Origin of the sequence: Ktedonobacter racemifer DSM 44963 (genome assembly GCF_000178855.1) — a bacterium.
GTDB lineage: Bacteria > Chloroflexota > Ktedonobacteria > Ktedonobacterales > Ktedonobacteraceae > Ktedonobacter > Ktedonobacter racemifer.
This window is the reverse complement of the sequence record NZ_ADVG01000002.1, coordinates 2,723,246-2,749,732: the sequence shown is the minus strand read 5'-3', so window position 1 is coordinate 2,749,732 and position 26,487 is coordinate 2,723,246. Positions and strand designations below refer to the sequence as shown.

Here is a 26,487-nt window from a genome sequence, read left to right as displayed (position 1 = left end):
TTTTTCGCACACGTTTCGGTTAAGAGGCCATGCACCAAAGTGCACCACCCCGAATGAAAACACTTCAGCAAGATTTTCAGAAGAACCTAAGCGACATAGTCACCTCCGCCGCTTAGGTTAACCCACGTTTCCCCGCCAAGACTTCCCCGGACGAAAAAGAATGATCTGACCAATTTCCCAAAAGACGCGTTTGGCTCTTGACCTAGAGCACTCTAGGTAGTGCATACTACCTCTATGATAAGTGATACAGAGACGAAAATACCTCTTCACTTTACGCTCCAGGAAGTGGTTCAGAGAAGTGGGCTGAGCGAGCATACACTCCGTTACTATGAGCGGATTGGCTTACTCGACCGAGTGAAGCGAGACAGCAGTAGCGGTCATCGCAGATATACCGCCGAAGACGTCCAGAACATTGAGGCACTAGCGTGCTTACGCACAACTGGTATGTCGATCGATGATATGCGCAAATACTTTGCTCTTCTCAAAGACGGCAGAGCCGCTGCCGATCAGCAGCTTGCGCTCTTCGAAGGGCAAAAAAAAGCACTGGAGCAAGAGCTGGCTCAGAAGCAAGAGCATCTTCGCTACCTGGAGCAGAAGGTCGCGTTTTGGAAAGCAGTCCAGAGCGGCGACGACGCACAGGTGAGAGAAATAGCTGAGATCACCTCTGGCCTGGCAAAACAAATTATCAAGGAAAAATAGGACGTATTCTTGAAAGGAATGCTCATGAAAATAGCCATCATTACTGGCGGAAGCCGAGGGCTTGGGAAAGATATGGCGATGAATATCGCCGCCAAGGGGAACGATGTTCTTCTGACCTACAACAGCAAAAAAGAAGAAGCAGAAGCAGTGGTCGCTTCGATCGAGAAGCGGGGCCGCAAAGCGGTCGCGCTGCACCTCGACGTATCCGATACGAAGTCATTTGCCGCCTTTGGAGAAACGGTGAAGGAGACACTCAAACGCACGTGGAACAGAGATACATTTGATTTCCTCGTCAATAATGCTGGATTTGGCATTCACGCGCCATTCACCGAGACGACCGAAGAGCAATTTGATCAGTTGGTCAATGTGCATTTCAAGGGAACCTTCTTCCTCACACAAACACTTCTCCCCTTGATGGTGGATGGTGGACGAATTATCAACATCTCATCAGGACTGGCGCGCTTTTCCCACCCAGGCAATAGTGTCTATGGTGCAGTCAAGGGGGCGATCGAGGTGCTGACTCGCTACATGGCAGTTGAACTTGGTCAGCGAGGCATCGTTGTCAATACAGTGGCTCCAGGTGCCATTGCAACGGACTTTGGAGGGGGTATCGTTCGTGATAACAAAGAAGTCAACCAATTTGTTGCCTCACAGATCGCACTTGGTCGTGTCGGCCAACCAGAAGACATTGGCGGTGCCGTTGCGGCTCTCCTCTCCGAGGATACCCGTTGGGTGAATGGACAGAGAATAGAAGTGTCAGGTGGCATGAACCTTTAGAAGCAGAGGATGAGAGATCATTTCAAAGGACTCTGGTGTCACCGTGAACGTGCTCCATCCCGGCCTGGTGAGATCCAATTTTAATAGCGGCACGAAGGGCATTGTCCATTTCATTTCAGAGCTTGTCTACTTCTTCGCGGGTATATCGGTCGAGCAAGGCGCTCAAACGACGCTCTACCTGGCAACGTCGCCCCAGGTAGAAGGGGTAACCGGCAAGTACTTTACGAAGAATCGAGAGAGCAAGTCCGCTCCAATCTCATATGATCAAGCGTTCGCGCAGCACCTCTGGCAAGTCAGCGAGCAATTATCAGCTCGCACCGCGCAACCCGTCTGAGAGAAAACTTTGCCCGTTCGTACATTTGCCTCATCCGCCAATGATATGGGAGACGCTTTTGTGTCATTTAGGTAAAGCTCCAGCCGATCAGAATGGATAGATGCGCTCTAACAGCGATGATAGAGCGCATCGAAAGAACGAAATTTTATACTTGGCGAAAAATTGCTAAAAAAAGTATTGACGAAACGGAGCAGTTGGTATATACTGTCGGTGTCGTTGAGAGACGAAGCAAAATCTTCCTCGATAGCTCAATGGTAGAGCAATCGGCTGTTAACCGATGGGTTGTAGGTTCGAGTCCTACTCGAGGAGCCACAAAGGTCACCACTCTGGTGACCTTTTCTTTTACCTTCAAACTCCTTCTCCCCACACCTTTATCCTCGCATTTACTTGATGGCCTGACAGCCAGAACCAGTACCAGTGGTGTCTGCCCAGCCACGCATAGGAAGGAAGTTCATGACAATCTCTCCCTGACATGTGAAGGTCATACCGTCTTCCTGATCCCGGTATTGGACAGGATACCTTACCGTGCCAAATCCCCAGGAAGGGCTCCCAAGCTTAAAGTTTGTCATGCTCTCATCATCAAAGAATGCTTGATGGGTGAAACGCATCTCTCCGATGACCTGCACTGGACGCAAGAAATAGGCAACACAGGCACAGACAATGAGAAGCAAGAGACAAGCAGTGGAAGCAAGGCTTGCTAATCGTTGCGGCGGAGAAGGGGGAGTGCGAGCAGGAGCTGGGACATAGCGGACAACAAGCGTCTGTGCGGCCAGATCTCCGATCCGCTGGTGTTGTGGCAGGAGAAACATGATGATGCCGCCAAGTAGATAGAAGCAAGGGAGGGCATCGAGAAAGCGCAAGAGATTGCGTAGGAGTGCAGCGCATAAGGTGATTGGTTTGCCAGAGCGATCGACGATGTGTAACCCGAGGAGTCGTTTTCCAATGGTGCTGCTAAAGCGAGCTTCCAGAATGAAAAAGTAGGCAAAGACAAGAAGAATGTACCAGGGCCAATCAACCGTATAGATGGCGGTATAATTGGTGGGGATGGTGCCACCAGTCACATGCATCGCCCCGAAAGAGCTGTTGACGAAGAATATGATGACGCTCAGTATCAAGGAGTCAATGCAGACAGCGAGAATGCGGCGGATAACCACATCCGCATCCAGCGTCGAATTACGGGTTACGTTCAACATATCATCTCTTCTTTTTTACTAATAGGGAACAAGGGCTTTCCATTCTCTCCGAACCAACTTCTCTCTTAGAGAAACGTGTGTGATCGGAAAAGATCACACACCTGAGGAAACAATGGGTGAGAGTAGAGTAGTACTGCCATATCTTAGGCGTTAAGGCGATGAGGAGAGGTGAGGTGCTGGGGCAGTTTCAGGAGCAAAGCTGGATTGTGTCGAACGTTGCCATTTTTTGAGACATTGTAACATCTGCGGCATGTTTTTTCAGCCCGACCTACCGAGAATGAGTGTGCAAAAAATGATCACACCCCGGAAAATAGTCCAGGTTTGCGTCCCACCCATAAATGCGTTTATACTAGAATGTCTTCTAGATAAGAAGACACCTAATCATGATAGTGAGGACGGCAAAAGGCTGTGACAGGCAAGACCACGATCAACTATCGCCATATGTTTACGAGTTTACTAGAGGCGGTGCCACTGGCAGCGTTTGTTCTCGACCGTGACTTGAAAGTTGTACAGGTCAACGCGGCCGCGCTAAAGTTATGTGGCAAAGAACGGTTGGCCCGCCACGAAACGATCAGCCACCTCTTAAATAATGAGGCTATCGCGCGTCTGGCACGCGAGTGCGTACAGAGCGGTACCACACAGAAGGCCAGTATCGAGCGTACGCGGAGTAACGTGACCTGGCATGTAACGGTGGCTCCCCTTGAGCACCAGAGCAAGACACGCGCAAAATATGAGCCTGGCAGCGAGGCGCACCAGGAAGAACACGTGGTACACACCAGGGCAGAAGAGCCTGAAAGTCTGTATTTTCTCTTAAGTATCGAAGATATGGCAGAGATGCAGCGTTTAGAGAGTATTCAGCGCGAGTTTCTCGCCAATATCTCGCATGAGCTACGCACGCCACTGACTTCAGCGCTTTTACTTACCGAGACGCTTGAGGATGTGATCGAGACCGATTCTCAGCGCTCACTCCAGTTTCTCAATAAGATTGAGACCGAACTCCAATACCTTTCGAGCATGGTCGCGGAACTCTTAGAGCTATCACGCCTGGAGGCTGGCCAGGTGCCTATGAACTTTGAGTTCGTCGAGGCTGAGCAACTGGTGCGCGAGGTCATGGCCCGTATGCTTCCCCTGGCCCAGCGGCACCGCGTGAGTCTGCTGACAGATATTGAGCAGGGAACGACAAAAGTGCACGTGGACAGCAAATTAATCACGCGTGTCCTGTTTAATCTAGTACATAACGCCATCAAGTTTACTCCCTCAGGTGGTAAGATCACAGTGGGTACGACGAGAGTGAAAGGCGAACAGGCGAGACAGAGCTTCTTCGTGCAAGATACCGGTATGGGGATGCGCGAGGAGGATCTGGCCCGCGTCTTTGAACGCTTCTATAAAGTAGATCGCGCCCGCGCTAAAGCCAACTTTATTGGCCCCGGTGGTGGTGGTGGTGCCGGTCTGGGTCTCGCCATTGCCCGCCAGGTGGTTGAGGCACATGGTGGTAGTATCAAGGCCGAAAGTACAGTTGAAAAGGGTAGTATTTTTAGCTTTACTCTCCCGATTATACCTGGCTAGTAGCGTATTCAGGCAAGGCAGCGTCGGATAATTATCACTTCACACCTTCTCTGCGTCGTCTTTACTGATTGGTACGTTTCATAGATAGCTATCAATTCTTGTTGTAAGCTTGCGATGTAGCACAAAGAGTATGCATACCACCAGGGAAGGCAGGATGAGGGGCTATGGAGCCAGAATTACAGGCTCGTCTTAATAGTACGAGTAAGCAGCAAATGGTCCAATTACTTGAGGAACTGCTTCAAAGGCACCCAGAGTTATTAACCGAGATGGCTGCCTTGTTAAGCAGAATAGTGGAGAAGGAAGATAAAGATTTGCGGCTCGACGATTGGGATGAGGAGAATATCGAGGAAGTCGTAATTCTTCCTTCCTCGCGTCACCCGGCCGCGCCTCCCATGGACCTGGAGAAGTACCGCCAGCGTGTGGAGCGGTATAGTGAGCGTCTGCGCCAGCGTGAGAGCGTTACCGTGATTACCACTGATCTGGAGGAGTTGTTGTTTGAGGCGGAGCAGCGTACACTGCAATATGATTACTATAATGCCCTTGGCATCTATGCGATTGTGCTGGATGAACGTCTCAAGGAGCGGAATGCCACTCTGATACGTCTGCTAGATCACTCAATGGATGAAGTCATTCCCGACCTGGCGACCCTATTGAGCGAGGCCAGTAGTAGCCTGGGATATGATAGCAATGTCACACCCCTCCTGAGCAAGGAAGAGCGCCAGCACTGGCTCACGCGCCTGGTGACGTTCTGGTTGAAACGCCTGGATAATCGCGAGATTGAGGAAGATCTCTCTGAGATTCTGCTGGATATGATCTGGCAAGAAGACATACCTATACTTGTGGAGATGGTGACAAATGAGTTGCAGCGCCTGCGCAAAGGCAAGTCGTCCACTATTGTAGATCTTAACCAGCAGTATCGCCTGCGTGTCCTGGAACGCTTTTTAAAAGAGTTGCCATATACGAAACAGGAGTAATGGCACGAGCATAGGATTTTTGGACTTCCGTGCTCCTGATCGAAAAGAGGGTAAATAAATAGCCATTAAATAGCCGTTTTTTAAGTAATTTTTTACACGATACAGATTGAAACAAAGTGGGATTCTGTGGTAACATCCACTCTAAGTAACTCATCAAGGGATACTCGAAGAGAAGAGAGCATTTACGAGAGACATTTAAACAGGTGGCAAGGGAGAGATGACGTTGTCATGTGCCAGGCTGACCTGGGTTCGTTGAACGTCGAACGAGAAGGCGTCCATGATGTAGGAGGGGTGATGCTGCCTTTCCTTCTACCGGGAAAGGCTCCTGGCATCACGTATTGGTGAGGAAGAAAGAGGAACTTTCTATGCGCAAGTTTATTATGGTTATCGATGACTCTGCTACTGTGCGCAAAATCATTGAGACATGTCTGGGGCGCGAGGGCTATCTGGTGCAGGGGTTTCCAGATGGCGTAGAGGCTATGCGCTGGCTCACGTTGCCCGAGGCCCAGATTCCAGACCTGATCTTATTAGACATTGGCCTGCCCAAGATGGATGGATATGAGGTTGCGCGCCGTCTCAAAGCCAGGCCTCAATTTGCGCATACCGTGATTGTGATGCTCTCGCGGCGTGATGGCGTTATCGATCGCCTCAAAGGACGCCTGGCGGGCGCGAAAGATTACATACCTAAGCCCTTTAAGACCCAGGAAATTATCGCGGTAATCGATTCGCATCTTAGGGCACCGGCCTCGTCAGCTTCAAATTAGCGGATCATAAACGTCCAGGATCAGCCGATGAAGAAGGGATGCACAGGGCGAAAATGAACGAGTCATTTAATCAGGGAATGCCCACGCGACCGGAGGCAGCAGTGGATGGTGGACATCAGCCACCTATTCTTCCGCCCCATACCCTGGAGCAATTGAGTGATGATGAGTTCTGGTCGCTGGCTCACTCAATGGCTGAGACGTTCGCCACGCCTGCTACAGGTTTACATGAGCAATACCTTGAATGTCATTTGCGTCAGGGGCGCTGCATTTTGCCACTGGAGGTGCTGCTCGAGGTGATCTCGTCTCCCTATCACTTCTCCATTTTTCCTACCTCTCCTCCCTGGATGCTTGGCGTACGTGCCTGGCGCGAGGAAATTCTTCCTATTGTGGACCTTGAGGCATATCTCACACAGTCTGTCGCTGACCGTGAAGCCGCCTCTCGAGGCGTGGGCCTGCTCCTCATCGCGGGTCACGAGGGAGTTGTCCTGGGCCTTTATGTGATGGATGCGATCCCCATTCACCTCCCGCAGGAGACATTCCAGGCCTTAAATTCTCCTGCCTCATCCTCGTCCCACTTGCCTAATGGCGTGATAAAGGGTAAAGTAGAGTCAGAAACGCCGCTACTTGATAGTGACCTTCTCTTTCAGCATATTATTCAATCGCTAACAATCTAGCTGGCTATAGTGGCTCTCTTTTTTCGAGTGTGGGCGACCCTTGTAGCTTAAGGGCCGCACGACAAGAAGTAGCGTAAAGACACCCAACTATGGAGAACGACAAGCACCCCTTGCCCTGGCAAGATAAAGATATCGAGAACTCCTTCGATTTTGCTCACGAGCAGGAACTTACGCCTGAGGACCTGGCTATTATTAAGGCCTTTGAGGAGATGGATGACTCGCCTTGGCAGCAGGATAGCGAGCCAGGGCTGTTTACGCTTCCCACAGTCTCCTCTCCTATTGAAGACACCCTCGACGATATGCTCGTTATCTTTGTGGATGAAGTCGAGGAAGATATCGCGCGTATACGTCGGGCGCTGAACCAACTGGAGCAGCAGGATGGCACCTCTATCGATAGCGCCCGCCTGGTAACGGTCAAACGTGCCGCTCACAAGATTCGCGGCTCGGCGGGTATGGTTGAATGCAGTAATCTCTCAACTATCGCGCACTATCTGGAAGAGATCAGCGAATATGTGCTGGCTGGGCGCGTCGAGCCATTTCTGGCCTTGAACGCCCTGGTTCATGGAGCACATGCACTTGAAGTCACGCTTGAGGGCTTTATCCAGCAAGGGAATGAGAGCACGCAGCCACGCGAGGGACTTGAGGCTCTATTAAACGAACTCCATCTGCTCCCCGCAGAACGTGAGGATGAGGAGTTTGAAGAGAGTGACCAGGTCACGTTGGCACGCGAACTGATGCGCCCGGTAAAGCCCATGGCTCCGTATGAGCTGAAAGGGAATACCCCTTCAGGTGCAATCGCTGAGGAACTGACCTCTGCGTCCTCTTCCTCGATGCGGGTCGAGCAGCGGCGTTTTGACCAGTTGCTACAACATTCCGAGAATCTGATTGGGCAACGGATGCCGCTAGAACAGGCGCAAAGCCAGGTTGAGGGCGCTATGCAGGAACTCCAGGCCGCACAGATACGCCTGCAACAACTTGAGCCGCTCCTGGCCAATGCTCTCTTGCCAGAGAAAGAGGCCCCTGCCACCGGTGAGTTTCTCTCTTCTTCGTCGCTTATTCGCCGCATCCTGCAAGAGAAACAGAGTGTCAAAGAACATTCGATTGTTCCCCAGCGCCCCAAATATACCCAGCCCATACTACGCCAATTTAAGCAACCCGGCCTCACCAGCCAGTGGCGTTTAGATGAGCTGAACATGGAGCGTTATGACGAAAAAGATATGCTTCTACGCTCTTTTCGCGAGGCGGTGGCCGATGTTTCAATGGCCACCGCACATGTCCAGAACTCGGTCGAACGCTATAACCAGGTCATTGCCGATTGCCTGAACCAGGTCATCAACGTGCGTAATGACCTGCGCCTCATGCGCCTGACGCCACTGAGCGTTATCATGCCTCGCCTGGGTGAAGCCCTCCAATGGTTTACCAGCGCCCAGGTGCAGTTTGAGGTGAAGGGTGAGACGCTTGAGGTCGACCAGGAGGTGCTAACGGTACTCACTGAGCCGCTGGTCTACCTACTACAAACCTGTGTGCGCGAGGTACTGGCGGAGAGCGAAGAGGCCGGGACCAGGCGCGAGGGGGAAAAGTATCGTGTCTGGCTCCATGCCTCCCAGGAGGGAAGCGAGCTGGAACTTGAGATTGGTTTCTCCACGGCCCTGCCCGGTGGCGTGCTAACGCTCATCCACAAGCCAGTGCAGCGGCTCAATGGCAAAGTCACCCTTGAGCGTAACGCCCAGGGAGGCGTGAGCTTCCATCTCTATCTTCCAACCTCGCGTGGCTCTACCCATTGCCTCCTGCTACGTTGTGGCGGCGAGAGAGTTGTCGTACCATTCTCCCAGGTGCAGCGCCTCGGCGATAGTACTCGTGAGCAGCTAGATCTGCGTTTCAACTTGAATGATCTGCTGGATATGTCGCTGTCGTCTGCTCCCGAGACGGCCTCTGCGCCACAGGTAAGTGGACAGACGCTGCTGGTGTTGCCGCGCTGGGGGGCGCATCGCGAGGTTGGCATCGCCGTCGACGAGGTGATAGGCGATGCTGAATTCGTCATTAAACCGCTTCCAGCGCACCTGCGCCGTCCTGGTCTGGCAGGTACCGCCATCGATGGGCATGAGCGCGTGTTGCTGGTCCTGGAACTGCCAGAGCTGATTAAGATCTATACCACGCACCAGCATGAGCTGAAGGAGCACGAGGAGAGTCCATACGTGCCGCAAGGAGCACATTCCGGCCAGGCCCAGGCCCCACGTATTCTGATCGCGGACGACTCGGTCTCGATGCGTCTCTCCTTGCGTCAGACCCTGACCCATGCCCATTATAATGTCATGGAAGCCAGTGATGGCCTGGAGGCCCTTGAACTCTTACAGGTCCATGTCCCAGACGTGTTGCTGCTCGACATCGAGATGCCTAACCTCAATGGCTATGATCTGCTGAATTTGATGCGTCTGCGCCCCGAACTATCGACCGTCAAGACGATCATGCTGACCTCGCGCTCCTCCGAGAAACACATGAAGCATGCCATGGAGCTGGGCGCCTTCGGCTACCTCACCAAGCCCTGCCCCCTGGAACTGCTGCTTGAGAAGGTGCAGCAAGCCCTCAAGAAGTCGGTAGGGACCTCCACGATGAATCAGGAGGCTAGCGCGTCCGAAGGCGATTAATCACACTTCCACGTTAGCCAAAAACGTTCCATGATGTCATTTTGACTGCGAAAAGACGAAAAAGGAGTGGACAAGTGACAACAATATCGCAACCGTTAGTGAGCAATGGATATACGCTCTCAACTGCTCCCGAGCGCCTGGGTTGGCTGACGCCGACTGATCCACGCCTTCCGCTGAAAAAGCTGCACGAGATCTATGCAGAGCAGGGATATATCTGGTTCAAGGGCATTCTCGATCGTGCGGAGATTCTAGCCTTCCGCCGTCACTATTTTACCCAGTTTCAGACCTGTGGTTTGCTTGCTAAGGGCAGCGATCCCGTGGAGGGGCTCTATAGTGGTGGGCCAGTGGATCGTGCGTGTGCGAGCCAGCTTCTCAATGAGGCCGTACGCTGGCACGAGTATGAAGCGTTGTGCAAGACACCGCGCCTCTGGCAGTTTTACACCTCTTTCCTGGAGGCGGAGCCGCATCTCTTGCAGCGGCGCCTGATTCGCCATAACGTTCCTGGAGAAAAGAACTGTACCGCCGCCCACTATGACCTTATTTATCTGCGTGCAGGCACTAACCAGCTCTGTAGTAGCTGGATACCGCTAGGCGATTGTCCGCCACAGATGGGAGGACTGGTCTACCTGGAGGGTTCCGACGCGCTTGGACGCAAGATGGAGGCCGAATTTAGCGCGAAAAATGCCGAACTGCCTTTTGCAGAGCGCATCAGCGCCTATAACAAGAACATGCGCGCGGGGGGATGGATCAGCGCCAATTTACCTGAGATGGCTGAGAAATTTAATACGCGCTGGCTGGCCGCCGACTATGAGGCCGGTGATATGGTGATGCATAGCCCCTATATGCTCCATGCGGCTACCGTGAACAACGATGCTCATGGACGTATCCGCCTCTCTACAGATATCCGCTTTCAGCGCCTCAAAGACCAGGTTGATCCCCGCTGGAACAACAACTGGTCAGATACAGACGGCCTCTAATCCTTCGCGCCTGCGGCGCTCAGGGGTAAGGTATGTGTGGAAAACGGCAGAGCCGTTTTCCACACATACCTTACCCCTGGCGGGCGTAACGAGCCGAGACAAGAACTGACAAGGCCTGGTAGGCTGCGAAGGGTGCGGTTCATTTTTTTGCAAACTCAGCGATTGGGACGAAGAGGAAGGGGAAATGATAAGATAAAAAAACAGGAAGAAGCCAGCAAGGAGGTTGCCGATGGAAAAATCCTCACTCGCCGAAGTCTGGAGACTGCTCAGCGAGAGCGTCTTTGAAGAAATGGAAGCGTGGCGCAAAGAGCACCCAACAGCGACATTCCAAGAGATCGAAGACGAGCTGGATGCTCGGCTCTCAGGCATGCGGGCCCAGATGTTAGCTGACCTAGCTCAACAGAGTCCCAAACGGGATTGGAGTGGACAAGAAGCAGAGAAGCGTCCCCGTTGCCCGCAGTGTGGAGCGGACTTACAGGCGCGAGGTAAGCACGAGCGAAGATTGGCAACGCAAGGGGGCCAAGAGGTCAAACTCAGCCGACGGTATGGAACGTGCCCGCAGTGTGGAAGCGGGCTTTTTCCCCCTGGATGAAGAACTGAATCTGCCCTCGAGTGGACTGACGCCTCATGCCCACCAGGGATTGGTCTTGTTGGGAAGCATGGTGCCATATGCCTGCGCAGCCACACACCTGGAAACCCTTTTGAAAGTCCAGGTCAGTAAGAGCACGGTGCGCCGACTCACTGAACAGGCAGGAGCATGCTTGCAACAGTGGCAGGATCAATACGCTTGCCCAGGGCAAGGGAGTGAGCAGCCCAAACAGGCAGCGCCGCGGCAGGCGATGGCAACAGATGGGGTGTTGATCCCCGTTTTGCCAAACGAGTGGGCGGAGGTCAAAATGGTCACAATTGGCGAGGTATGCCAAACGAAGTCAGGTGAGCCGCATTGCGAGAAGCTGAGTTATTTTGCCCGTCTGGCTGATGCCGAAACCTTTGGAGATCTGGCGTCCTTCGAGATCCAGCGGCGACGAGTCGATCAAGCCAGAGAGGTAGCCGCCATCAACGATGGAGCAGAATGGATTCAGGGATTTGTGCAAGGCCATCGTGCCGATGCAGTGCGTATTCTGGATTTTGCGCATGCCGCTCAATACATCAGTGAGATCGCAACCCTGGCCCAAAACGCCGGAGTGCCATTGCCGCCGACATGGGTAAGCGAGCAGTGGCATAAGCTCAAGGAGGATGGACCGACAAGCGTACTCAAGGAAGTGCGGCGGCTGAGCGCATCAACTCCAGGTGACGAGATGCTCGAGAAGGTGGCCTATCTGCACAAACGGGAAGGGCAGATGCAGTATCAGCAGTATCGGGCAGGTGGCTGGCCTATTGGATCAGGGATCGCGGAAAGCGGCAACAAACTGGTGGTGCAAGCTCGCCTCAAAGGAGCAGGGATGCATTGGGCACGTCCTCAGGTGAATGCGATGTTGGCCCTGCGAACCACCTTGTGCAGTAACCGATGGACCCAGGACTGGCATGTGGTCAGGGCGAGTTGGCACACCAGCCGCCTCCAACGTTTTCGCGCACGCAGTCAAGCGGCTTTGGCCAAAGCCTCTCTTCGCTTGCAGCAAACTTTCTGGCGCTTGCCTTTGCCTCTTATCCTGGCGTGTTTCCCCTCCCCTCCCCCAACCTCAATGGCTCCCAAAGGACGGACCGAGGGACAGAGGCGTTGGGGACGGCAGACCTTTTCCCAGCGAGCTATCCAAGATGGACGCTATGCAAAAAAATGAACCGCACCCGGCTGCGAAGGCTTCCTTGATTTCTACCTGTGCCAAAGGTATAATTAACGGAAAGTCTTATCGGTAGTTACTATGTATGGAGATGTCTCTTGAGTAATCATTCTTCCTCCCACTATAGCAGTGGGGCGGCGAGCAATGGCCACAGCTTTCGCCGTGAGCGTACCGGGCATCTCACCGGGCAGCTCCAATCTCCCGCGTCGCTGACCCCGGAGAAGGGATACTATAGTGGTCAGTCATTTGATTTTGATCAGATGATTCAGTCTCTCCACGAGCTGTTTGAGCATGATCGCCAGATCGCGAGCCAGTCCGATGCGACGCGTTGCGGCATCTGCTATCTTCATTTTTCCGTGGGTGAACTTCATTACCGCGAAGAAGGTTTTTATGTCTGCCAGAGTTGCGCACAGGGGCTGGGTAAGCATGGCCTGCCTATGGTACACAAACAGCAGAAGCTATAAATTAAACTGTTGGATAAATGGTAAGAGGTTGGCTGGGCTGCCTACGGCAGCCCAGCCAACCTCTTACCATTTATCCAACAAATTCTCTATTCGATAATGGCGGCTTCTTCGGCTTCTTCATACTCCTCTGGCTGGACTTCGAGGAGGTCATCCGGGCTATCCAGGCGGTCCAGGAAGAGAATACCATCCAGGTGGTCGATCTCATGCTGGAGGATGCGCGCGAACCAGCCTTCGGCATTGACGCGAACGGGCTTGCCTTTGACGTCAACACCCTTGACGACGATTTTTGCCGCGCGGCGAATATTGTTTCCTAAATAGCCAGGGATGCTCAAGCATCCTTCCTGGCCGCGCTCCTCGCCCTCGGCCTTAACAATCTCGGGATTGAAGATTGCGACCCTGCGTCCCTCGTACTCAGCGACGAAGACGCGGATCGAGAGCGCGATCTGGGGGGCTGCTAATCCAACCCCGTTGCTCGCATGCATCGTCTCAAACATATCGTCGACGAGCTTCTGGAGCGAGGCATCGAAGCGATGCACCTTCTTGGCCTTCTGGCGCAAAATTGGATTTTCAGATGTAATAATTTGACGCATAGCCATTGGAAATTGTTATCCCCTGCACTGCACTAATGCACTCTGGGCAGAGGGCCCCCTTGTGAGTAACCATGCACTGCCACTATAATTGGCCTATATAGTATCATATGAAAGGTCGCAGGCGCAATCTTTATGTCAGCACAGGAGAGATCAGAGGCGCGAGTCGCATCTATGAGAGATGCGCTGGCCGCGTTTATCGACCAGCAACGGCTCCTACCAGCCTCTGGCGGCAGGTTAGTTGTCGCGGTCTCAGGGGGGGCCGACTCGCTCTGCCTGCTCCACCTCTTGCGGAGCCTGTGTGGATCCGGCAAGCGTTATCCCACCCTCCAACTGCATGTCGCGCACCTCAATCATCGCCTCCGCGAGCCAGTGAGCAGCCAGGATGCTGCGGCAGTGGCCGAGCTGGCGCGCACCTGGGGACTTCCCGTAACTCTTGGCGAAGAGGATATCCAGGTACTGGCAAAGCGTGATCACCTCTCGCTGGAGGAGGCGGCGCGCGAGGCGCGTTATCGCTTCCTGCGCCGGGTCGCGGCTGGCGATCCTATCGCGGTGGCTCACCACCAGGACGACCAGGTGGAGACGCTCGTGCTCCACTGGATACGTGGCGGCGGCATCGCCAGCATGAGTGGTTTGCAGCCGCGCCAGCAGGATATTATCCGCCCCCTGCTCATCTTCACACGCGCGGATACGTTGGCCTACTGCGCTCAACATGGCCTGACTCCCCTCGAAGATGCCAGCAATGCCGATCTTCGCTACCAGCGCAACCGCGTCCGCCATGAACTCCTTCCCCTCCTGGAGCAACTCAATCCCAATATTTGTGCCACGCTCCTGCGCAACTCAGAGGTCATGCAGGTCGACGTGGCCTGGATCGAGGTCCAGGTCGATCAGCACTGGTCAGCCGTCATCTCGCATGAAGAGACTGAGACTATCGCCCTACGCCGCTCAGCGCTGTTGGCCTTACCCTTAAGCCTGCAACGCCACCTCTGGCGCCGGGCCAGTGCCAACTTATGCGCGGGCCAATCGCCGTTCGAACTACGTCACTATACCCTGATTGAGCAGGCTCTAAGCCAGGAGACAGGCGAGGCACTCACGCTCCACCTGCCGGGTCAGCTACATTTCTGGCGCCAGGGTGAGCAGGTGCTGCTCAAGCGTGTGACAGAGCAACAATCGCTCCAGATCGTTCAGAATAACACCGAGGTTATCTTGCCAGTGCCGGGCGAGGTGGCGGTGCCCGGTACTCCATGGCTGGTACGCGCTGAATTTGTGTCTGCCGAAGAAGAGGCCGAGATACTGGAGAGCTTGCGTACGAAAGACGTGACTCGAACCTGGCACAAACTTGCATCCAACAGATATTCTGTATATATTGATCGAATACATCTCGACTCAGTTCTCCGTGTGCGCACCAGGAGGGCGGGAGACCGTATTCGTCCCCTGGGGATGGCGCATGGCAAAAAGGTGCAGGATATATGCGTAGACCAGCATATCCCGCGCCAGGAGCGTGATCACATTCCGCTTATCTTCTCGCGTGCGCAATGTATCTGGCTAGGAGGAGTATGTATCGATGACCGTGTCCGCCTGACAGGCGAGACCCGTCACCTGCTCCACCTCACCATGCAGCGACGCTACGATATGTAAAAAATTTTATTAAACGAGGAAAACAAATGCATCAAGATATTTCTGAGGTCCTTTACTCAGAGGCACAAATTCAAGCCAAGGTTCAGGAGCTTGGTCAGCAGATTACCGCAGATTACCAGGGTAAACACCTGCTGCTCCTGGGTACATTGAAGGGAGCAGTTCCTTTCATCGCCGACCTGGCGCGTGCCATTGAGCTTCCCCTGGAACTCGATTACATGGCCGTTGCCAGCTACGGCAATAGCACCCACTCCAGCGGCGTGGTCCGCATCCTCAAAGACCTGGAAGGACCTATCGATAACAAGCATATCCTCATCATCGAGGATATCATCGACAGTGGCCTCACCCTGGCCTACCTGGTAGATGTCATTCGCCGCCGCAATCCTCTGAGTCTGCGCATCTGCACTCTACTCTATAAGGAACGCACGCGCCTAAAAGAGGTACCGGTCGACTATACTGGCTTCACTATTCCCGATAAATTTGTTGTAGGTTATGGCCTGGACTACTCCCAGTACTACCGCAACCTTCCCTATATTGGCATCCTCAAGCCCTCCGTCTATGAGGGAACGGAGCCCGAAGAGCAACACTCCAGCCCCGCCGAAACTCAGGCAATTTAAGAAGGTACACATGGGTAAAGGGCCTGGTGGTGGTCGGGCGGAGCCCGACCACCACCAGGCCCTTTACCCATGCACGCCGCAAGCGCGGAAGGAAGGCTCTCCCTCTATCAATGCGTTCTATGCTACAATGAGCCTGAATGTATAGCTAGCTAACAGACTAAGATCTTATGCGGAAACCAACGTCAGGTCGCCGTGCCCCTCATGGGGTGACTAGCGCTTCCCCCATTCGGGGACAAGCGCGCTCAGGTTTCCTGATAGGTAGTATCTGATAGAGGAGACGAAGACGACATGGTAGCAGTAGGTGTAATCGGAAGTGGTGCCTGGGGCACAACCCTGGCTTTGCTGCTGGCAAGGAAAGGAATTGCCACCACGCTCTGGGACCATCAGGCCGCGCGTGCGCAAGAGATGCAGTCGCAACGCGAGAACAAAATGTTCCTGCCAGGAATCACTTTCCCGGAGACGCTGTGTGTCACTGCCGAGATTGGCGAGGCTGTGCGTGAGAAAGAGATGTTGATCCTGGTTACGCCCTCACAGCGCATGCGCGAAAACCTGCGCCTTGTCGCGCCCCACCTTGGGTCCGAGACCTTGCTCGTCAGTGCCAGCAAAGGCGTCGAGATCGAGAGCCTCAAGCGTATGAGTGAGGTCATCGCCGAAGAACTGCCTGAATCAGCCGGGCGCATCGCCGTGTTGAGCGGTCCCAACCTCTCGCCCGAGGTCGCACGGGAGAAGCCTACCGCTGCCGTCATCGCCAGCCAGAGCACTGAGGTCGCCATTGCCTGCCGCGATCTGTTGACCACGCGCCACCTGCGTATTTATACCTCAGATGACGTGGTGGGTGTTGAACTGGGAGGCGCCTTAAAGAATATTATCGCCATTGGCGCGGGCATGACCGAGGGGCTTGAGTATGGGGATAACGCCAAGGGGGCCTTTATCACGCGTGGCGTTGCGGAGATCGCGCGCCTGGGCATCGCCGCTGGTGCCAATCCCATGACCTTCGTGGGCCTGGCTGGCATCGGTGACCTGATTGCGACCTGCGCCAGCCCTCTCAGCCGCAACCAGCGTTTGGGACGCCGCCTGGCTGCTGGCGAGAAGCTGGACGATATTCTGGCCTCGACCCATTCAGTCGCCGAAGGTATCTATATTACGCGGGCAGCTCTTAAGTTGGCCGAGCGCTTCCACGTTGAGATGCCCCTGACCACCAAACTCAGCCAGATCCTCTTCCAGGGCCTCGACCCCCACAAGGCCGTCCTCGAACTGATGATGCGCGACCCCAAAAACGAACGCGAAGGAATTATGTGAGAGAAAACATGTTGCGCCCCGGCAGCCGCAGGCTGCCGGGGCGCAACATGTTTTCTCTCAGGACAGAGGGTGATTACGCTACCCAGATCAAAATGTTGGCCTTAGTAATGGTGTTCCCATTTTTATCTTTGACGTATATGCTTTCAAGGCTGCTGAGGTATTTACTATCCGGTGACCACGCCACATCAGAAATGGAGTGCTGACTGGAAAAGGTGTAGAGCAGCTTCCCACTCTGAGCGCTCCAGAGCGTGATCGTCATTTTGAAGCCAGCGCTATCCTGCGTCTCCACAGCGATACGACTACCGTCTGGCGACCAGTGGACCGCCATGACCATCCCTTCTCCTACTTGTGCGAATTGTTTCGTTGTTTGCCCGCTTAGCGCATCGACAATACGTACATCTTTCCCATTACCATCCTGGGCATCGACTAGCGCCAACTGTTTTCCATTCGGCGACCAGTCCAGTCTGACGACATTGGCATACTGCTTTTTGACCTGCCATGTTTTGGTATCCCAGAGTTTGACCTCTGGCGAGACCATGGCTGGATAAGCGGTGGTCGCGAGCCAGCTGTCATCTGGTGACCAGTGGAGGTCCAGGATGCGTCCATGGAAGTCTGTGAGGCTCTTTACTTGTGAACCGTTGCTGGCATTCCAGATGCTGACCAGATTGGTTGCAGGGTCATTCGTCGCGGAGGCAGCCAGGTATTTGCTATCTGGTGACCAGGTAAGCGCACCAAACATCGCTCCGCCGCCGCCAGAAAACGGTTGCATGCTGCTCAGCAGTTTAGAAGTGTGCGCCGTGCCAGTGGCATTCAAGGGCGAGGTACCATTAGTGTTAAGCACGACCGATGATGTGTCAAAGGTGTGCAACAAGGCTCCCGTTTTGGTATTGACGAGATCAATCTTTGCAGAGGTATTGGAATAGCTATTGATGGCCAGAATATTTCCATCCGGCGACCAGGCCATATTCCATACAAAGGGATTCAGCATGAGATGATAGATCTGAACATGCCGTCCCGTACGTGCATCCCAACTCTCTACTTGCCCATTGATGACCGCGGCGACCCGACTGCCATCGGGCGACCAGACTGCCGCTGGGCCGCGACTATTGAGCTCTTTCGTATAAATGACCTGCCCCTCATGTTCTGTCGGCTTTGGTGTTGCCGTGTTAGAGCTGGCTGTTGTCGAACTCTGCTGTTTTTGGCGGGCGGCGTTCAGGACGAGTATCATACTGCCGACCAGAATTGTGAGCACCAGGACAGCCGCGAGTGTCGTCAGCGCACGTCGTATGGGCTGGGGATGCTCGGTCGCGCGAGCTTGCTTCTTTATATCAGGCATGGCAACGAACCTTCCTTGTTCTTGTTGTTGAACGCGTTGACCACTAAAGGGGATAATTTTAGTTTGTTGTTGCGTCAGGTTTTCGTTCTCCAGAAACTTTCCCAGGACACGCTGGAGTGAGTATGCATCCTCATCCTCGTGCTTGAGCAAGTCATGGAGATCGGAGGCCAGCCGCTTATCCCGTGATGATGTTCCACGTGCCTGTAGAAGCGTGTCGACCTGTTCGTCGACCTGCTCAGGGATGTAGAAATCTTCGTGCCTGGACATCACTTCTCACCTTCTTCTCTATACAATGTGCGCAACTGGTTCAGGGTACGCGAGATGATGGCCCTCACAGCGGCTTCACTCTTTCCCACCAGAGAGGCAATTTGCGGACTGCGCATCTCGTGGTTGAAGCGCAGGCTGAGAATCTTCCTCTGGAGAGGCGGCAATTTCTGGAGCTTAGCGTGCAATTGAGCATATTCCTCCAGGCGTAGTAGCTCCTGTTCTGGCGCCTGCTCATCATCGGCGAACAGGTCATCTTGCAGCTGCTCTATCGACGAGGATGGACGACGTAGATTACGCCGATAGGCATCCACCAATTTATTGCGCGCTATTTTCCAGATCAACTGCCTTTGCTGGCTTTGTGGCAATAAGCCAAGCGCTTTTGCTCAATAACGGCGGTAAAGACCTCCAGCAGAATATCCTCGGCATCCTCGCGGGAGGAAGTTTGCCGTCGCAAAAAAGCAAAAATAGCGGGTGCATGATAGTGAAATAGCTCCTCTGCCACGGATTTGCTGGTTTCACCATCTTTTTCAACATGTTGTTGCATTCTTAACCTTCAGGCTATTGGTGTTTCCCTTAAGGGTTTCACTCCTATTATCGCTCCCTCTTTTTCGACTGTGACAACATTTACGCAAACCAAAAAAGTTTTTAGGGAAATACAATAGTTCATGTCGCACATCCATAGAAAGAAGTATGTAGATGCCGATAGTATAAATCGGCCTGAGAGGCCAGTCTACGCATAATTTGTAGGAAGTATCTCTAAACATTGTGCGCTTTGCAATTCTTTTTTCTCGGGGTATACTTTATGGCGTATCAATCATCTCTCACCTGTTGTGCGTAGCAAGTGGGCGGTAACGAGTAGGAAGTGGTTATCAACATTTTGAAGGAGTGAGTATATGGTGGATGAAGCAGGGGCGGTGTGGATACCTTCTCCTAACTACTTCGCGAACCGCAACGGCTATACCCCTAAGTGGATTATCGTGCATGGTACTGCGGGCTTTAGTAGTGCTCGCGATGTGGGTACCTACTTCCAGACGGCCGATGTCAGCGCGAACTATGTCGTAGGCCAGGATGGCACCATCGTCCAGTGTGTCTCCGAGAAGGATGGAGCCTGGGGCAATGGCGTAATCAGTACCGGGCATGATTCCTGGTGGACCTCAAGTATTAACCCCAACTGGGTAACGATCTCCATTGAGCATGTCAAACCGCATACCGACAATTCAGATACCATCACCGATGCGCAGAAGGCGGCAAGCTTCCGCCTGATCAGCCACATCTGTGATCGACATAAAATTCCCCGGCGGCGCGCCGATGGTAATGGCGGCATTACAGGCCACTACTCAATTGATCCCGTGAATCGTAGCCGCTGTCCCGGCCCTTATCCCTGGGATGAATTGATCTCCTACCTGGGAAGCGGTGGCTCCAACAGCGGTGGCAGCAGTGGTGGCAGCGGAGGAAGTACAGGTAATGGTGCCATGATTGATCTGAATGACGAGATCGTTGCGCGCTACTTTGAGCAGGCGGGCAATGGTCGCTGGCATTGCAAGGCTACGAACTACTACATCTTCGGCGGAATGCTCGACTTTTATTGTGGCTTTGGCGGCACAGGCAAGAACGGTTTGACACACCTGGGTATGCCTCTCATGGACGAATACTACCCTAATCCGAGTGCTCAGTTTTCCTACCAGCGCTTTGAACGAGGGATCCTGGCATATGATCCCAATCATCTTTTTGATCGCCCCCCTGGGGCAGGCCCAATCTACCTGATGCACATAGATCAGCCTTTGCCCCAGGGACCAGGTCAGGGACAAACCCCTGGTCAGGCTACCCCGACGCCTCCAGCACAGAGCCAGACCGTCCCGCAGACACCCCAGGTACCCGCGGATACAAACAATACACCCCTTCCGCAGGATCAAAGTTATAACCAGCCTGATCCAGCGAGCCAGGTGCCCGCGGACACCGATACCTATAATGCGCCATACCAATCCTATCCACAGGACCAGGGCTATGGTCAGCCTGATCCAGCGAGCCAGGTACCTGCGGATACCAATACCTATAATGCGCCGTACCAACCCTACTCGCAGGATCAAGGCTACTACCAGCCTGATCCAGTGAGCCAGATACCCAACCAACCTGGATATAACCAGTCTACTTATGGCCAACCCTACAATAACCAGCCTAACTCCGATCCATTTGGGAATGCCTTCCCCTCTCTGGAGGCTCCCCCCAAATCATCACTGGGCATATTGCTGGATGGGGTAGTCAAAAACAGTGGCTTCACCGACTTGATGAAGCGCATCCTGACACGCCGTCCCAACTCGTAGAGCACTTCCCAGATACCCTACTTACTTTCCGAAAGCCAGGCGATGGTGCTCCGCCTGGCTTTCCCTTTTCCATCGCTTCTTTTGGGCATTCGTTTTCGCGCCTGCGGGGCTCTGGGTAAGAGGGATTGGATGTGCTACGCGGGCAATCCCTCTTACCCAGAGGCGAGCCTGCGAGCCGATCTGCAAGAGCATGAATGACGTTTGTGAAGCTCTACTTCTTGCTCCAGGTAATTTGCTAGACTCTGGCCCTTAGTGTTACAATGAATTTGTCCCACCAGATGAGGTCGCTTATAGTCATTATCTTCGTCTCCGAACACCCTGAGCGCGAAGCGCTAGACACACTAGTGGCGTTGGGTTTCGGAATAAGATCTATGGCATGGATGGGATACGTGTGACTTGTTTTGTATGCAACCTGCTACCTATCAGGAAACCCGGCGCGTGAGCGCTAGCCGCAACAGTGGCCCTGGTTTCCTCTTAAGCTATAATGCCAGCCAGGAAACAGAAACGTGACATCATATCATATTGAAGTGCGAGCAACCGCGGAGCGCCACGATGTGCATGCCCGTCAACTTGCTCGTGACATCGCACAATTATCGATAGATTCTCTTCCATCGCTTGCTACTATCGCTGATGCCCCGCTTTACCTTCATACAGCTCAACTCTATCACCTTATTGGCTCACTCTCACCCCAGGACGTTGAGCGGCTCTCCCAGGAGTTGCTTACCGACCCGGTTATCCAGGAAGCTCACTTATCGACCTATGCCGACACCGCGCATACGGTCGATGTCTTTTTTCACCCTGGTGTAACCGATACCCTGGCCGAGAGCGTCCTGGAGGGCGCACGTATGTTGGGCCTGACTGGTATTGCGCGTGTGGAGACGGGGAGACGCTATTTGCTGGATGAGCGCTTGAGCGAGGCCGAAGTAAGTACCCTCGCCGATGCCTTGCTCTATAATCCCGTGATTCAGCATTATGAACTCCATCCGGCGCATGGCAATGGCTCACAGCCCGAGGCCGCAAATACGTCTGAGGCCGTGCCAGTCGCCGATGTGGCAGGCTCTCAGGTGGCAACAATTCCGCTCACCCAGATGAGTGATGAGCAATTGCTCGAGGTCAGTAAAAAAGGTCTGCTCTCGCTGAGTCTGGACGAGATGCGCGTCATTCAGCAGCATTTCCGCGAGCAGGGACGCGAGCCAACCGATATCGAGCTGGAGACCCTGGCCCAGACCTGGTCAGAGCATTGTTCGCATAAAACTTTTAAGGCGACCATTGCCTACCGCGAGCTGGATGCCCAGGGAAACGAGGCCGAGAATGAGACCATCCGTGGCCTGCTCAAGAGCTATATCATGCGTGCCACCAACGAGGTCCAGCATCCCGACCTGGTCTCGGCCTTCAGCGATAACGCGGGTATCGTGCGCTTTACCGATACACACGATATCGCCTTCAAAGTAGAGACGCACAACCACCCCTCGGCCATCGAACCCTTTGGTGGTGCGAATACGGGCGTGGGTGGCGTGATCCGCGACGTCGTTGGCGTCTCGGCGGAGCCGATTGCCTGTACCGATATCCTCTGTTTCGGGCCACTTGAGGCCGAGAGCGCCTCGCTGCCCAAAGGCATCATACCTCCACGGCGCATCGCCAGCGGTGTGGTGAATGGTGTGCGTGACTATGGCAATAAGATGGGTATCCCCACGGTCAATGGCGCGGTGCTCTACCATCCCGGCTACACTTATAACCCGCTCGTCTTCTGTGGCTGCCTGGGCATGTTGCCCCATGGAAGCCATCCCAGCAAGGTTGATCCGGGTGACCTGGTGGTCGTCCTCGGTGGACGTACCGGCCGCGACGGTGTGCATGGCGCGACCTTCTCCTCCGGTGAGATGAGCCATGAGATCAATACCCAGGCCGGGACGGCTGTCCAGATTGGCGCGCCCATCACTGAGAAAAAAGTGACCGACGTGATCATCCAGGCACGTGACCGTGGCCTCTATCACGCGATTACTGACTGCGGCGCGGGCGGTTTCTCCTCCGCTGTGGGCGAGATGGGTTCGAAGACTGGCGTGCGCGTAGAGCTGACCAAAGCTCCCCTCAAATATCAGGGCCTGGCGCCCTGGGAGATCTGGCTCTCCGAGGCTCAGGAGCGCATGGTGCTGGCGGTTCCCCAGGAGCATTTGCAGGAACTGCTGGACATCTGTGCCATCGAAGAGGTCGAGGCCAGCATCATCGGCGAGTTTACCAGCGATCAGCTCCTGACGGTGACCTATCAGAACGAGGTGATCGCCAATATCGCCATGGACTTCCTGCATGATGGCAATCCCATCAAGACGCTTGAAGCGCTGTGGACACGACCAGAGAGCGCGACTGCTCAGCCTTCACAGTGGACAGAGGGCAACGCCGAGGCCATCACGCATTCGATTACCCCAACTCTCCTGACGCTGCTGCGCCACGCGAACATTGCCTCGAAGGAGGATGTGGTGCGCCGCTATGACCACGAGGTCCAGGGCGCGACAGTGCTCAAACCCATGGTGGGACGCGCGGGCAATGGCCCAGGCGACGCCGCGGTGCTCCGGCCTATTGTCGGTGAGCCGACGAAGGCCGGTATCGTGCTTTCAAACGGCGTCAACCCGCTCTATGGCAAGGTTGACCCCTATCAGATGGCGCTCAATGCCGTTGACGAGGCCCTGCGCAACCTGACCGCCGTCGGTGGCGACATCACCCGTACCTCTGTGCTAGATAACTTCTGCTGGGGCAATCCCAATGATCCCGAGCAGCTTGGCACGCTGGTGCGCGCCGTGAAGGGCTGCTATGATGCCTCGGTCGGCTTTAAAGTGCCGTTCATCTCCGGTAAAGATAGCCTGAATAACGAGTATCGCGCCGATGGCAAGCGTTTGCCCGTGATCGCGACTCTAGTGATCTCAGCGGTCGGCGTGATCGAGGACGCGAGCAAGAGCGTCGATATGTCGCTCAAGACGCCGGGCAACCTGCTCTACCTCGTTGGCGAGACGCGCAACGAGCTGGCGGGTTCGCACTATACCGAGGTGATCGACCAGGCTTCATTCAAGGCGTTTGTGCCGCGTACCTCGGTACCAACGGTGCATATTGAGCGCGCGTATACGACCATGAAGGCGCTTGGCGAAGCCATTCGCCAGGGCCTGGTGCGCGCCTGTCACGATCTCTCAGAAGGTGGCCTGGCGGTCGCGGCGGCCGAGATGTCGCTGGCGAGCCTGCTGGGTGTCAAACTGGATGTGGCGCAGGTTGGACGCGAGAGCGCGGCTCTCAACGAGGTGCATCCACATGCGCGCGATATCGTGCGACTCTTTAGCGAGTCTCCTTCGCGCTTTATCGTCGAGGTTACGCCTGAGCAGTTGAGCACCTTTGAGCAGCATATGCGTGCCGCGGGTGCCGCCGATCTGACCTACCTGGGCATGGTGACCAATACTCCACGCTTCATTGTCCAGGACGGCGACGAAGAGCTGATTAACGTTAGCGTTGAGGAACTGCAAGAGTCATGGAAGGGAGGACAGGCATGACCAGGAAACCACGCGCGCTCGTTCTGCGCGCCCCTGGCATCAATTGTGACCGGGAGATGGCGTATGCCTGTCGCCTGGTGGGCTTTGAGACAGAGCTGGTGCATATCAACCAGTTGTTAAAGAATCCAGAGTCTCTGCTAGAATATCATTTTCTCGCCCTGCCCGGCGGCTTCTCCTATGGTGATGACCTGGGCGCGGGCACGCTGCTGGCCAAGAACTTGACCATTCACCTGGGCGATCAATTGCGCCGCTTTGTGGCCGATGGTCGCCTGGTCCTGGGCGTCTGTAACGGCTTCCAGGTCCTGGTACGCGCGGGTCTGCTGCCCGGCGTCCTGGTAAGTGATGGCGCGGGCGACGTGGCGCGGGCCTCGCTGACCGAGAATGCCCTGGCACAGTTTGAATGTCGCTGGATCACGCTTGTCACCCAGCCAAGCAACTGCGTCTTTACGCAGGGGATCGACAAGCCCGTCGAGTTCCCTGTGGCCCACGGCGAGGGCCAGTTTGTGTATAACGGCGACCTGAGCGAACTGCATACCAGCGGTCAGCTTCCCCTGGTCTACGCCACGCCCGCCGGTCGCACTGGCGAGATGGTTCAGTACCCTGCCAACCCCAATGGCTCGATGGACAACATCGCGGGCGCTTGTAACGCTCAGGGCAACGTCTTTGGCCTGATGCCTCATCCAGAGCGCTTTGTGAGCGCGCTTCAGCATCCCCAGCGCCGCTCCCTCACGGGCGATATCGGCGATGGCCTGCTCATCTTCCAGAATGCCTTTAACTATGCGCAGAAGTTCGTCAGCGGTGAAGGCGTGACGCCGGTGAGCCGTCCAGAGGCCTCGCCCCTGGCTTCTCAGAGTGTTGCGGGAGCTAGTAGCGCCACAAGCGCGGCCCAGGCTCCCAGCGTCACGATTACCCCGCTCTCTTATGCCGAGAGTGGCGTCGATGTCATCGCGGGCGAGCAGGCCGTGCGCCTGATGAAGAAGGCTGTCCAGTCCACGCATGGACCCGAGGTGCTGGAGAGCGTCGGCGCTTTCGCGGGCGCGATGAGCCTGCACGCGCTCGATAAAATGCGTCGTCCGGCCCTGGTCTCCTCCACCGATGGTGTGGGTACCAAAACCTTAATCGCGGCCCAGGCTAAGTGCTATGACACCATCGGCTACGATATCGTGAACCATTCGGTAAATGATCTGCTGATGATGGGTGCACGCCCGCTCTTCTTTATGGATTATGTCGCCGTCAATAAGCTTGACCCGGTGCAAGTCGCCAGAATCGTCCAGGGAGTGGCCGAGGCCTGTAAAGAGGCTGGCTGTGCCCTGCTCGGTGGCGAAACTGCCGAGATGCCCGACGTGTATATGCCCGGCGCCTTCGACCTGGCGGGAACCATTGTTGGTATCGTAGAGCAGGACGAGATCGTCAATGGCAGCACGATCAGTGTAGGAGATTATATCCTGGGCCTACCCTCCAGCGGTCTGCACACGAATGGCTACTCGCTGGTGCGCAAGCTCTTCGCCCAGACCTCGCTCGATACTGTCTATCCTGAACTGGGAGAGCCGCTGGCAGACGCGCTCCTGCGCCCCCATCGCTGCTATTTGCGCGAGGTGCAGGAAATTCGCTCCTATCTGGCGGATCGTGGTCGCTTCATCAAGGGTATGGCACACATCACAGGCGGCGGTTTCCAGGGCAATATCTCGCGTGTCCTGCCCCCTGGTACCCAGGCTGAGATCGAAACCGGCTCCTGGCAGGTGCCGCCGCTCTTTCAGCTCCTGGCACGCTTGAGCAGTCTGCCTCAAGAAGAACTCTATCGAACCTTTAATATGGGTATTGGCATGATATTTGTGCTCTCACCCAAGAGCGCGCTTGAGGCGCGCAGCATCCTTCCCGAGCTGGTCCAGATCGGCACCATTCGCGAGGGACAGGGTGCCGTTCTTATTCATTAGTGCGTGCGCTACTTACGTGCACGCCTACGCCTTCGGGCGAATATCTTCCCCGGAAGCATATTTGCTCCCCAGCGTAGACGCGTACGTAAGTAGCGCTCCCATGTGCCCACACTTCTCCC

22 protein-coding genes and 1 tRNA gene are annotated in these 26,487 nt (G+C 54.8%); 18 read left to right on the top strand and 5 right to left on the bottom strand.

From position 1 onward, the window contains the following. The first annotated feature begins 234 nt into the window (after window positions 1-234). The 4 genes from KRAC_RS28250 (at window position 235) to KRAC_RS28235 (ending at window position 2,122) form a co-directional block, all read left to right on the top strand. Window positions 235-699, top strand: a complete 465-nt coding sequence (locus tag KRAC_RS28250; protein WP_007913159.1) for a MerR family transcriptional regulator — start codon at window positions 235-237, stop codon at window positions 697-699. 18 nt (window positions 700-717) lie between these two features. Continuing rightward, complete coding sequence (locus tag KRAC_RS28245; RefSeq protein WP_040444256.1) at window positions 718-1,476, top strand: SDR family NAD(P)-dependent oxidoreductase; 759 nt, start codon at window positions 718-720, stop codon at window positions 1,474-1,476. 43 nt (window positions 1,477-1,519) lie between these two features. Next, window positions 1,520-1,810, top strand: a complete 291-nt coding sequence (locus KRAC_RS28240) for a Rossmann-fold NAD(P)-binding domain-containing protein (protein WP_040444255.1) — start codon at window positions 1,520-1,522, stop codon at window positions 1,808-1,810. A 237-nt stretch (window positions 1,811-2,047) separates the two neighbouring features. Continuing rightward, window positions 2,048-2,122: transfer RNA gene (locus KRAC_RS28235), tRNA-Asn, on the top strand. A gap of 71 nt (window positions 2,123-2,193) precedes the next feature. Here the strand turns inward: KRAC_RS28235 and KRAC_RS62655 are convergent. Beyond that, window positions 2,194-3,003 carry an RDD family protein gene (locus tag KRAC_RS62655; RefSeq protein ID WP_007913155.1) on the bottom strand — a complete coding sequence of 270 codons (810 nt, stop codon included), beginning with the start codon at window positions 3,001-3,003 and terminating at the stop codon, window positions 2,194-2,196. Window positions 3,004-3,411: 408 nt separating this feature from the next. Here KRAC_RS62655 and KRAC_RS28225 point away from each other — a divergent pair, with 408 nt between their 5' ends. The 8 genes from KRAC_RS28225 to KRAC_RS28185 all read left to right on the top strand — a co-directional run bounded on the left by KRAC_RS28225 (window position 3,412) and on the right by KRAC_RS28185 (window position 12,845). Beyond that, window positions 3,412-4,569: a sensor histidine kinase gene (locus KRAC_RS28225; RefSeq protein ID WP_007913153.1), complete on the top strand. Its 1,158-nt coding sequence runs from the start codon at window positions 3,412-3,414 to the stop codon at window positions 4,567-4,569. Between the two features lie 164 nt (window positions 4,570-4,733). After that, window positions 4,734-5,543 carry a hypothetical protein gene (locus tag KRAC_RS28220; protein WP_007913151.1) on the top strand — a complete coding sequence of 270 codons (810 nt, stop codon included), beginning with the start codon at window positions 4,734-4,736 and terminating at the stop codon, window positions 5,541-5,543. Window positions 5,544-5,908: 365 nt separating this feature from the next. Continuing rightward, complete coding sequence (locus tag KRAC_RS28215) at window positions 5,909-6,307, top strand: response regulator transcription factor (protein ID WP_007913149.1); 399 nt, start codon at window positions 5,909-5,911, stop codon at window positions 6,305-6,307. A gap of 53 nt (window positions 6,308-6,360) precedes the next feature. Continuing rightward, window positions 6,361-6,981 (top strand): chemotaxis protein CheW, encoded by a 621-nt coding sequence (locus KRAC_RS28210; protein ID WP_007913148.1) that lies wholly within the window; start codon window positions 6,361-6,363, stop codon window positions 6,979-6,981. Window positions 6,982-7,070: 89 nt separating this feature from the next. After that, window positions 7,071-9,626: an ATP-binding response regulator gene (locus KRAC_RS28205; protein WP_040444254.1), complete on the top strand. Its 2,556-nt coding sequence runs from the start codon at window positions 7,071-7,073 to the stop codon at window positions 9,624-9,626. A gap of 74 nt (window positions 9,627-9,700) precedes the next feature. Beyond that, window positions 9,701-10,603, top strand: a complete 903-nt coding sequence (locus tag KRAC_RS28200) for a phytanoyl-CoA dioxygenase family protein (RefSeq protein WP_007913147.1) — start codon at window positions 9,701-9,703, stop codon at window positions 10,601-10,603. Window positions 10,604-10,832: 229 nt separating this feature from the next. Then, window positions 10,833-12,381, top strand: a protein-coding gene (locus tag KRAC_RS28190; protein WP_007903554.1) for an ISKra4-like element ISKra4 family transposase whose coding sequence is annotated in 2 segments (ribosomal slippage) — window positions 10,833-11,180 and window positions 11,182-12,381 — 1,548 coding nt in all. Because the reading frame shifts where the segments join, the coding sequence is not laid out codon by codon here. A 98-nt stretch (window positions 12,382-12,479) separates the two neighbouring features. Then, window positions 12,480-12,845 (top strand): hypothetical protein, encoded by a 366-nt coding sequence (locus KRAC_RS28185; RefSeq protein ID WP_007913145.1) that lies wholly within the window; start codon window positions 12,480-12,482, stop codon window positions 12,843-12,845. 86 nt (window positions 12,846-12,931) lie between these two features. Here KRAC_RS28185 and def read toward each other — a convergent pair whose 3' ends face one another. After that, window positions 12,932-13,441 (bottom strand): peptide deformylase, encoded by a 510-nt coding sequence (def, locus tag KRAC_RS28180; RefSeq protein ID WP_007913144.1) that lies wholly within the window; start codon window positions 13,439-13,441, stop codon window positions 12,932-12,934. Window positions 13,442-13,606: 165 nt separating this feature from the next. Between def and tilS the strand changes: the two genes are divergently transcribed. From tilS to KRAC_RS28165, 3 genes are all read left to right on the top strand, one after another. Further along, window positions 13,607-15,070, top strand: a complete 1,464-nt coding sequence (tilS, locus tag KRAC_RS28175) for a tRNA lysidine(34) synthetase TilS (protein WP_007913143.1) — start codon at window positions 13,607-13,609, stop codon at window positions 15,068-15,070. Between the two features lie 26 nt (window positions 15,071-15,096). Beyond that, the gene (gene hpt / locus KRAC_RS28170; RefSeq protein WP_007913142.1) at window positions 15,097-15,684 is read left to right on the top strand and encodes a hypoxanthine phosphoribosyltransferase; all 588 of its coding nucleotides are present in this window, start codon (window positions 15,097-15,099) and stop codon (window positions 15,682-15,684) included. Between the two features lie 288 nt (window positions 15,685-15,972). Continuing rightward, the gene (locus tag KRAC_RS28165; RefSeq protein WP_007913141.1) at window positions 15,973-16,983 is read left to right on the top strand and encodes an NAD(P)H-dependent glycerol-3-phosphate dehydrogenase; all 1,011 of its coding nucleotides are present in this window, start codon (window positions 15,973-15,975) and stop codon (window positions 16,981-16,983) included. A 73-nt stretch (window positions 16,984-17,056) separates the two neighbouring features. Here KRAC_RS28165 and KRAC_RS28160 read toward each other — a convergent pair whose 3' ends face one another. From KRAC_RS28160 to KRAC_RS69270, 3 genes are read right to left on the bottom strand one after another with little or no spacing between them, the layout of a single operon-like run. Then, window positions 17,057-18,586, bottom strand: a complete 1,530-nt coding sequence (locus KRAC_RS28160) for a WD40 repeat domain-containing protein (protein ID WP_007913139.1) — start codon at window positions 18,584-18,586, stop codon at window positions 17,057-17,059. Further along, window positions 18,586-18,927 carry an RNA polymerase sigma factor gene (locus tag KRAC_RS66580; protein ID WP_040444253.1) on the bottom strand — a complete coding sequence of 114 codons (342 nt, stop codon included), beginning with the start codon at window positions 18,925-18,927 and terminating at the stop codon, window positions 18,586-18,588. Before KRAC_RS66580 ends, KRAC_RS28160 begins: the two co-directional genes overlap by 1 nt. Next, a complete protein-coding gene (locus KRAC_RS69270; RefSeq protein WP_040444252.1) occupies window positions 18,924-19,130 on the bottom strand; it encodes an RNA polymerase sigma factor in 207 nt (68 codons plus the stop codon). The genes KRAC_RS66580 and KRAC_RS69270 overlap by 4 nt, the downstream gene beginning before the upstream one ends. A 349-nt stretch (window positions 19,131-19,479) precedes the next feature. Here KRAC_RS69270 and KRAC_RS62650 point away from each other — a divergent pair, with 349 nt between their 5' ends. From KRAC_RS62650 to purM, 3 genes are all read left to right on the top strand, one after another. Continuing rightward, window positions 19,480-20,907: an N-acetylmuramoyl-L-alanine amidase gene (locus KRAC_RS62650; protein ID WP_007913137.1), complete on the top strand. Its 1,428-nt coding sequence runs from the start codon at window positions 19,480-19,482 to the stop codon at window positions 20,905-20,907. A gap of 506 nt (window positions 20,908-21,413) precedes the next feature. Then, window positions 21,414-24,434: a phosphoribosylformylglycinamidine synthase subunit PurL gene (gene purL / locus KRAC_RS28140; protein ID WP_007913135.1), complete on the top strand. Its 3,021-nt coding sequence runs from the start codon at window positions 21,414-21,416 to the stop codon at window positions 24,432-24,434. Then, on the top strand, window positions 24,431-26,368 hold the full coding sequence (gene purM / locus KRAC_RS74695) for a phosphoribosylformylglycinamidine cyclo-ligase (RefSeq protein WP_007913134.1): 1,938 nt from the start codon (window positions 24,431-24,433) through the stop codon (window positions 26,366-26,368). The genes purL and purM overlap by 4 nt, the downstream gene beginning before the upstream one ends. The last annotated feature ends 119 nt before the right edge of the window (window positions 26,369-26,487 follow it).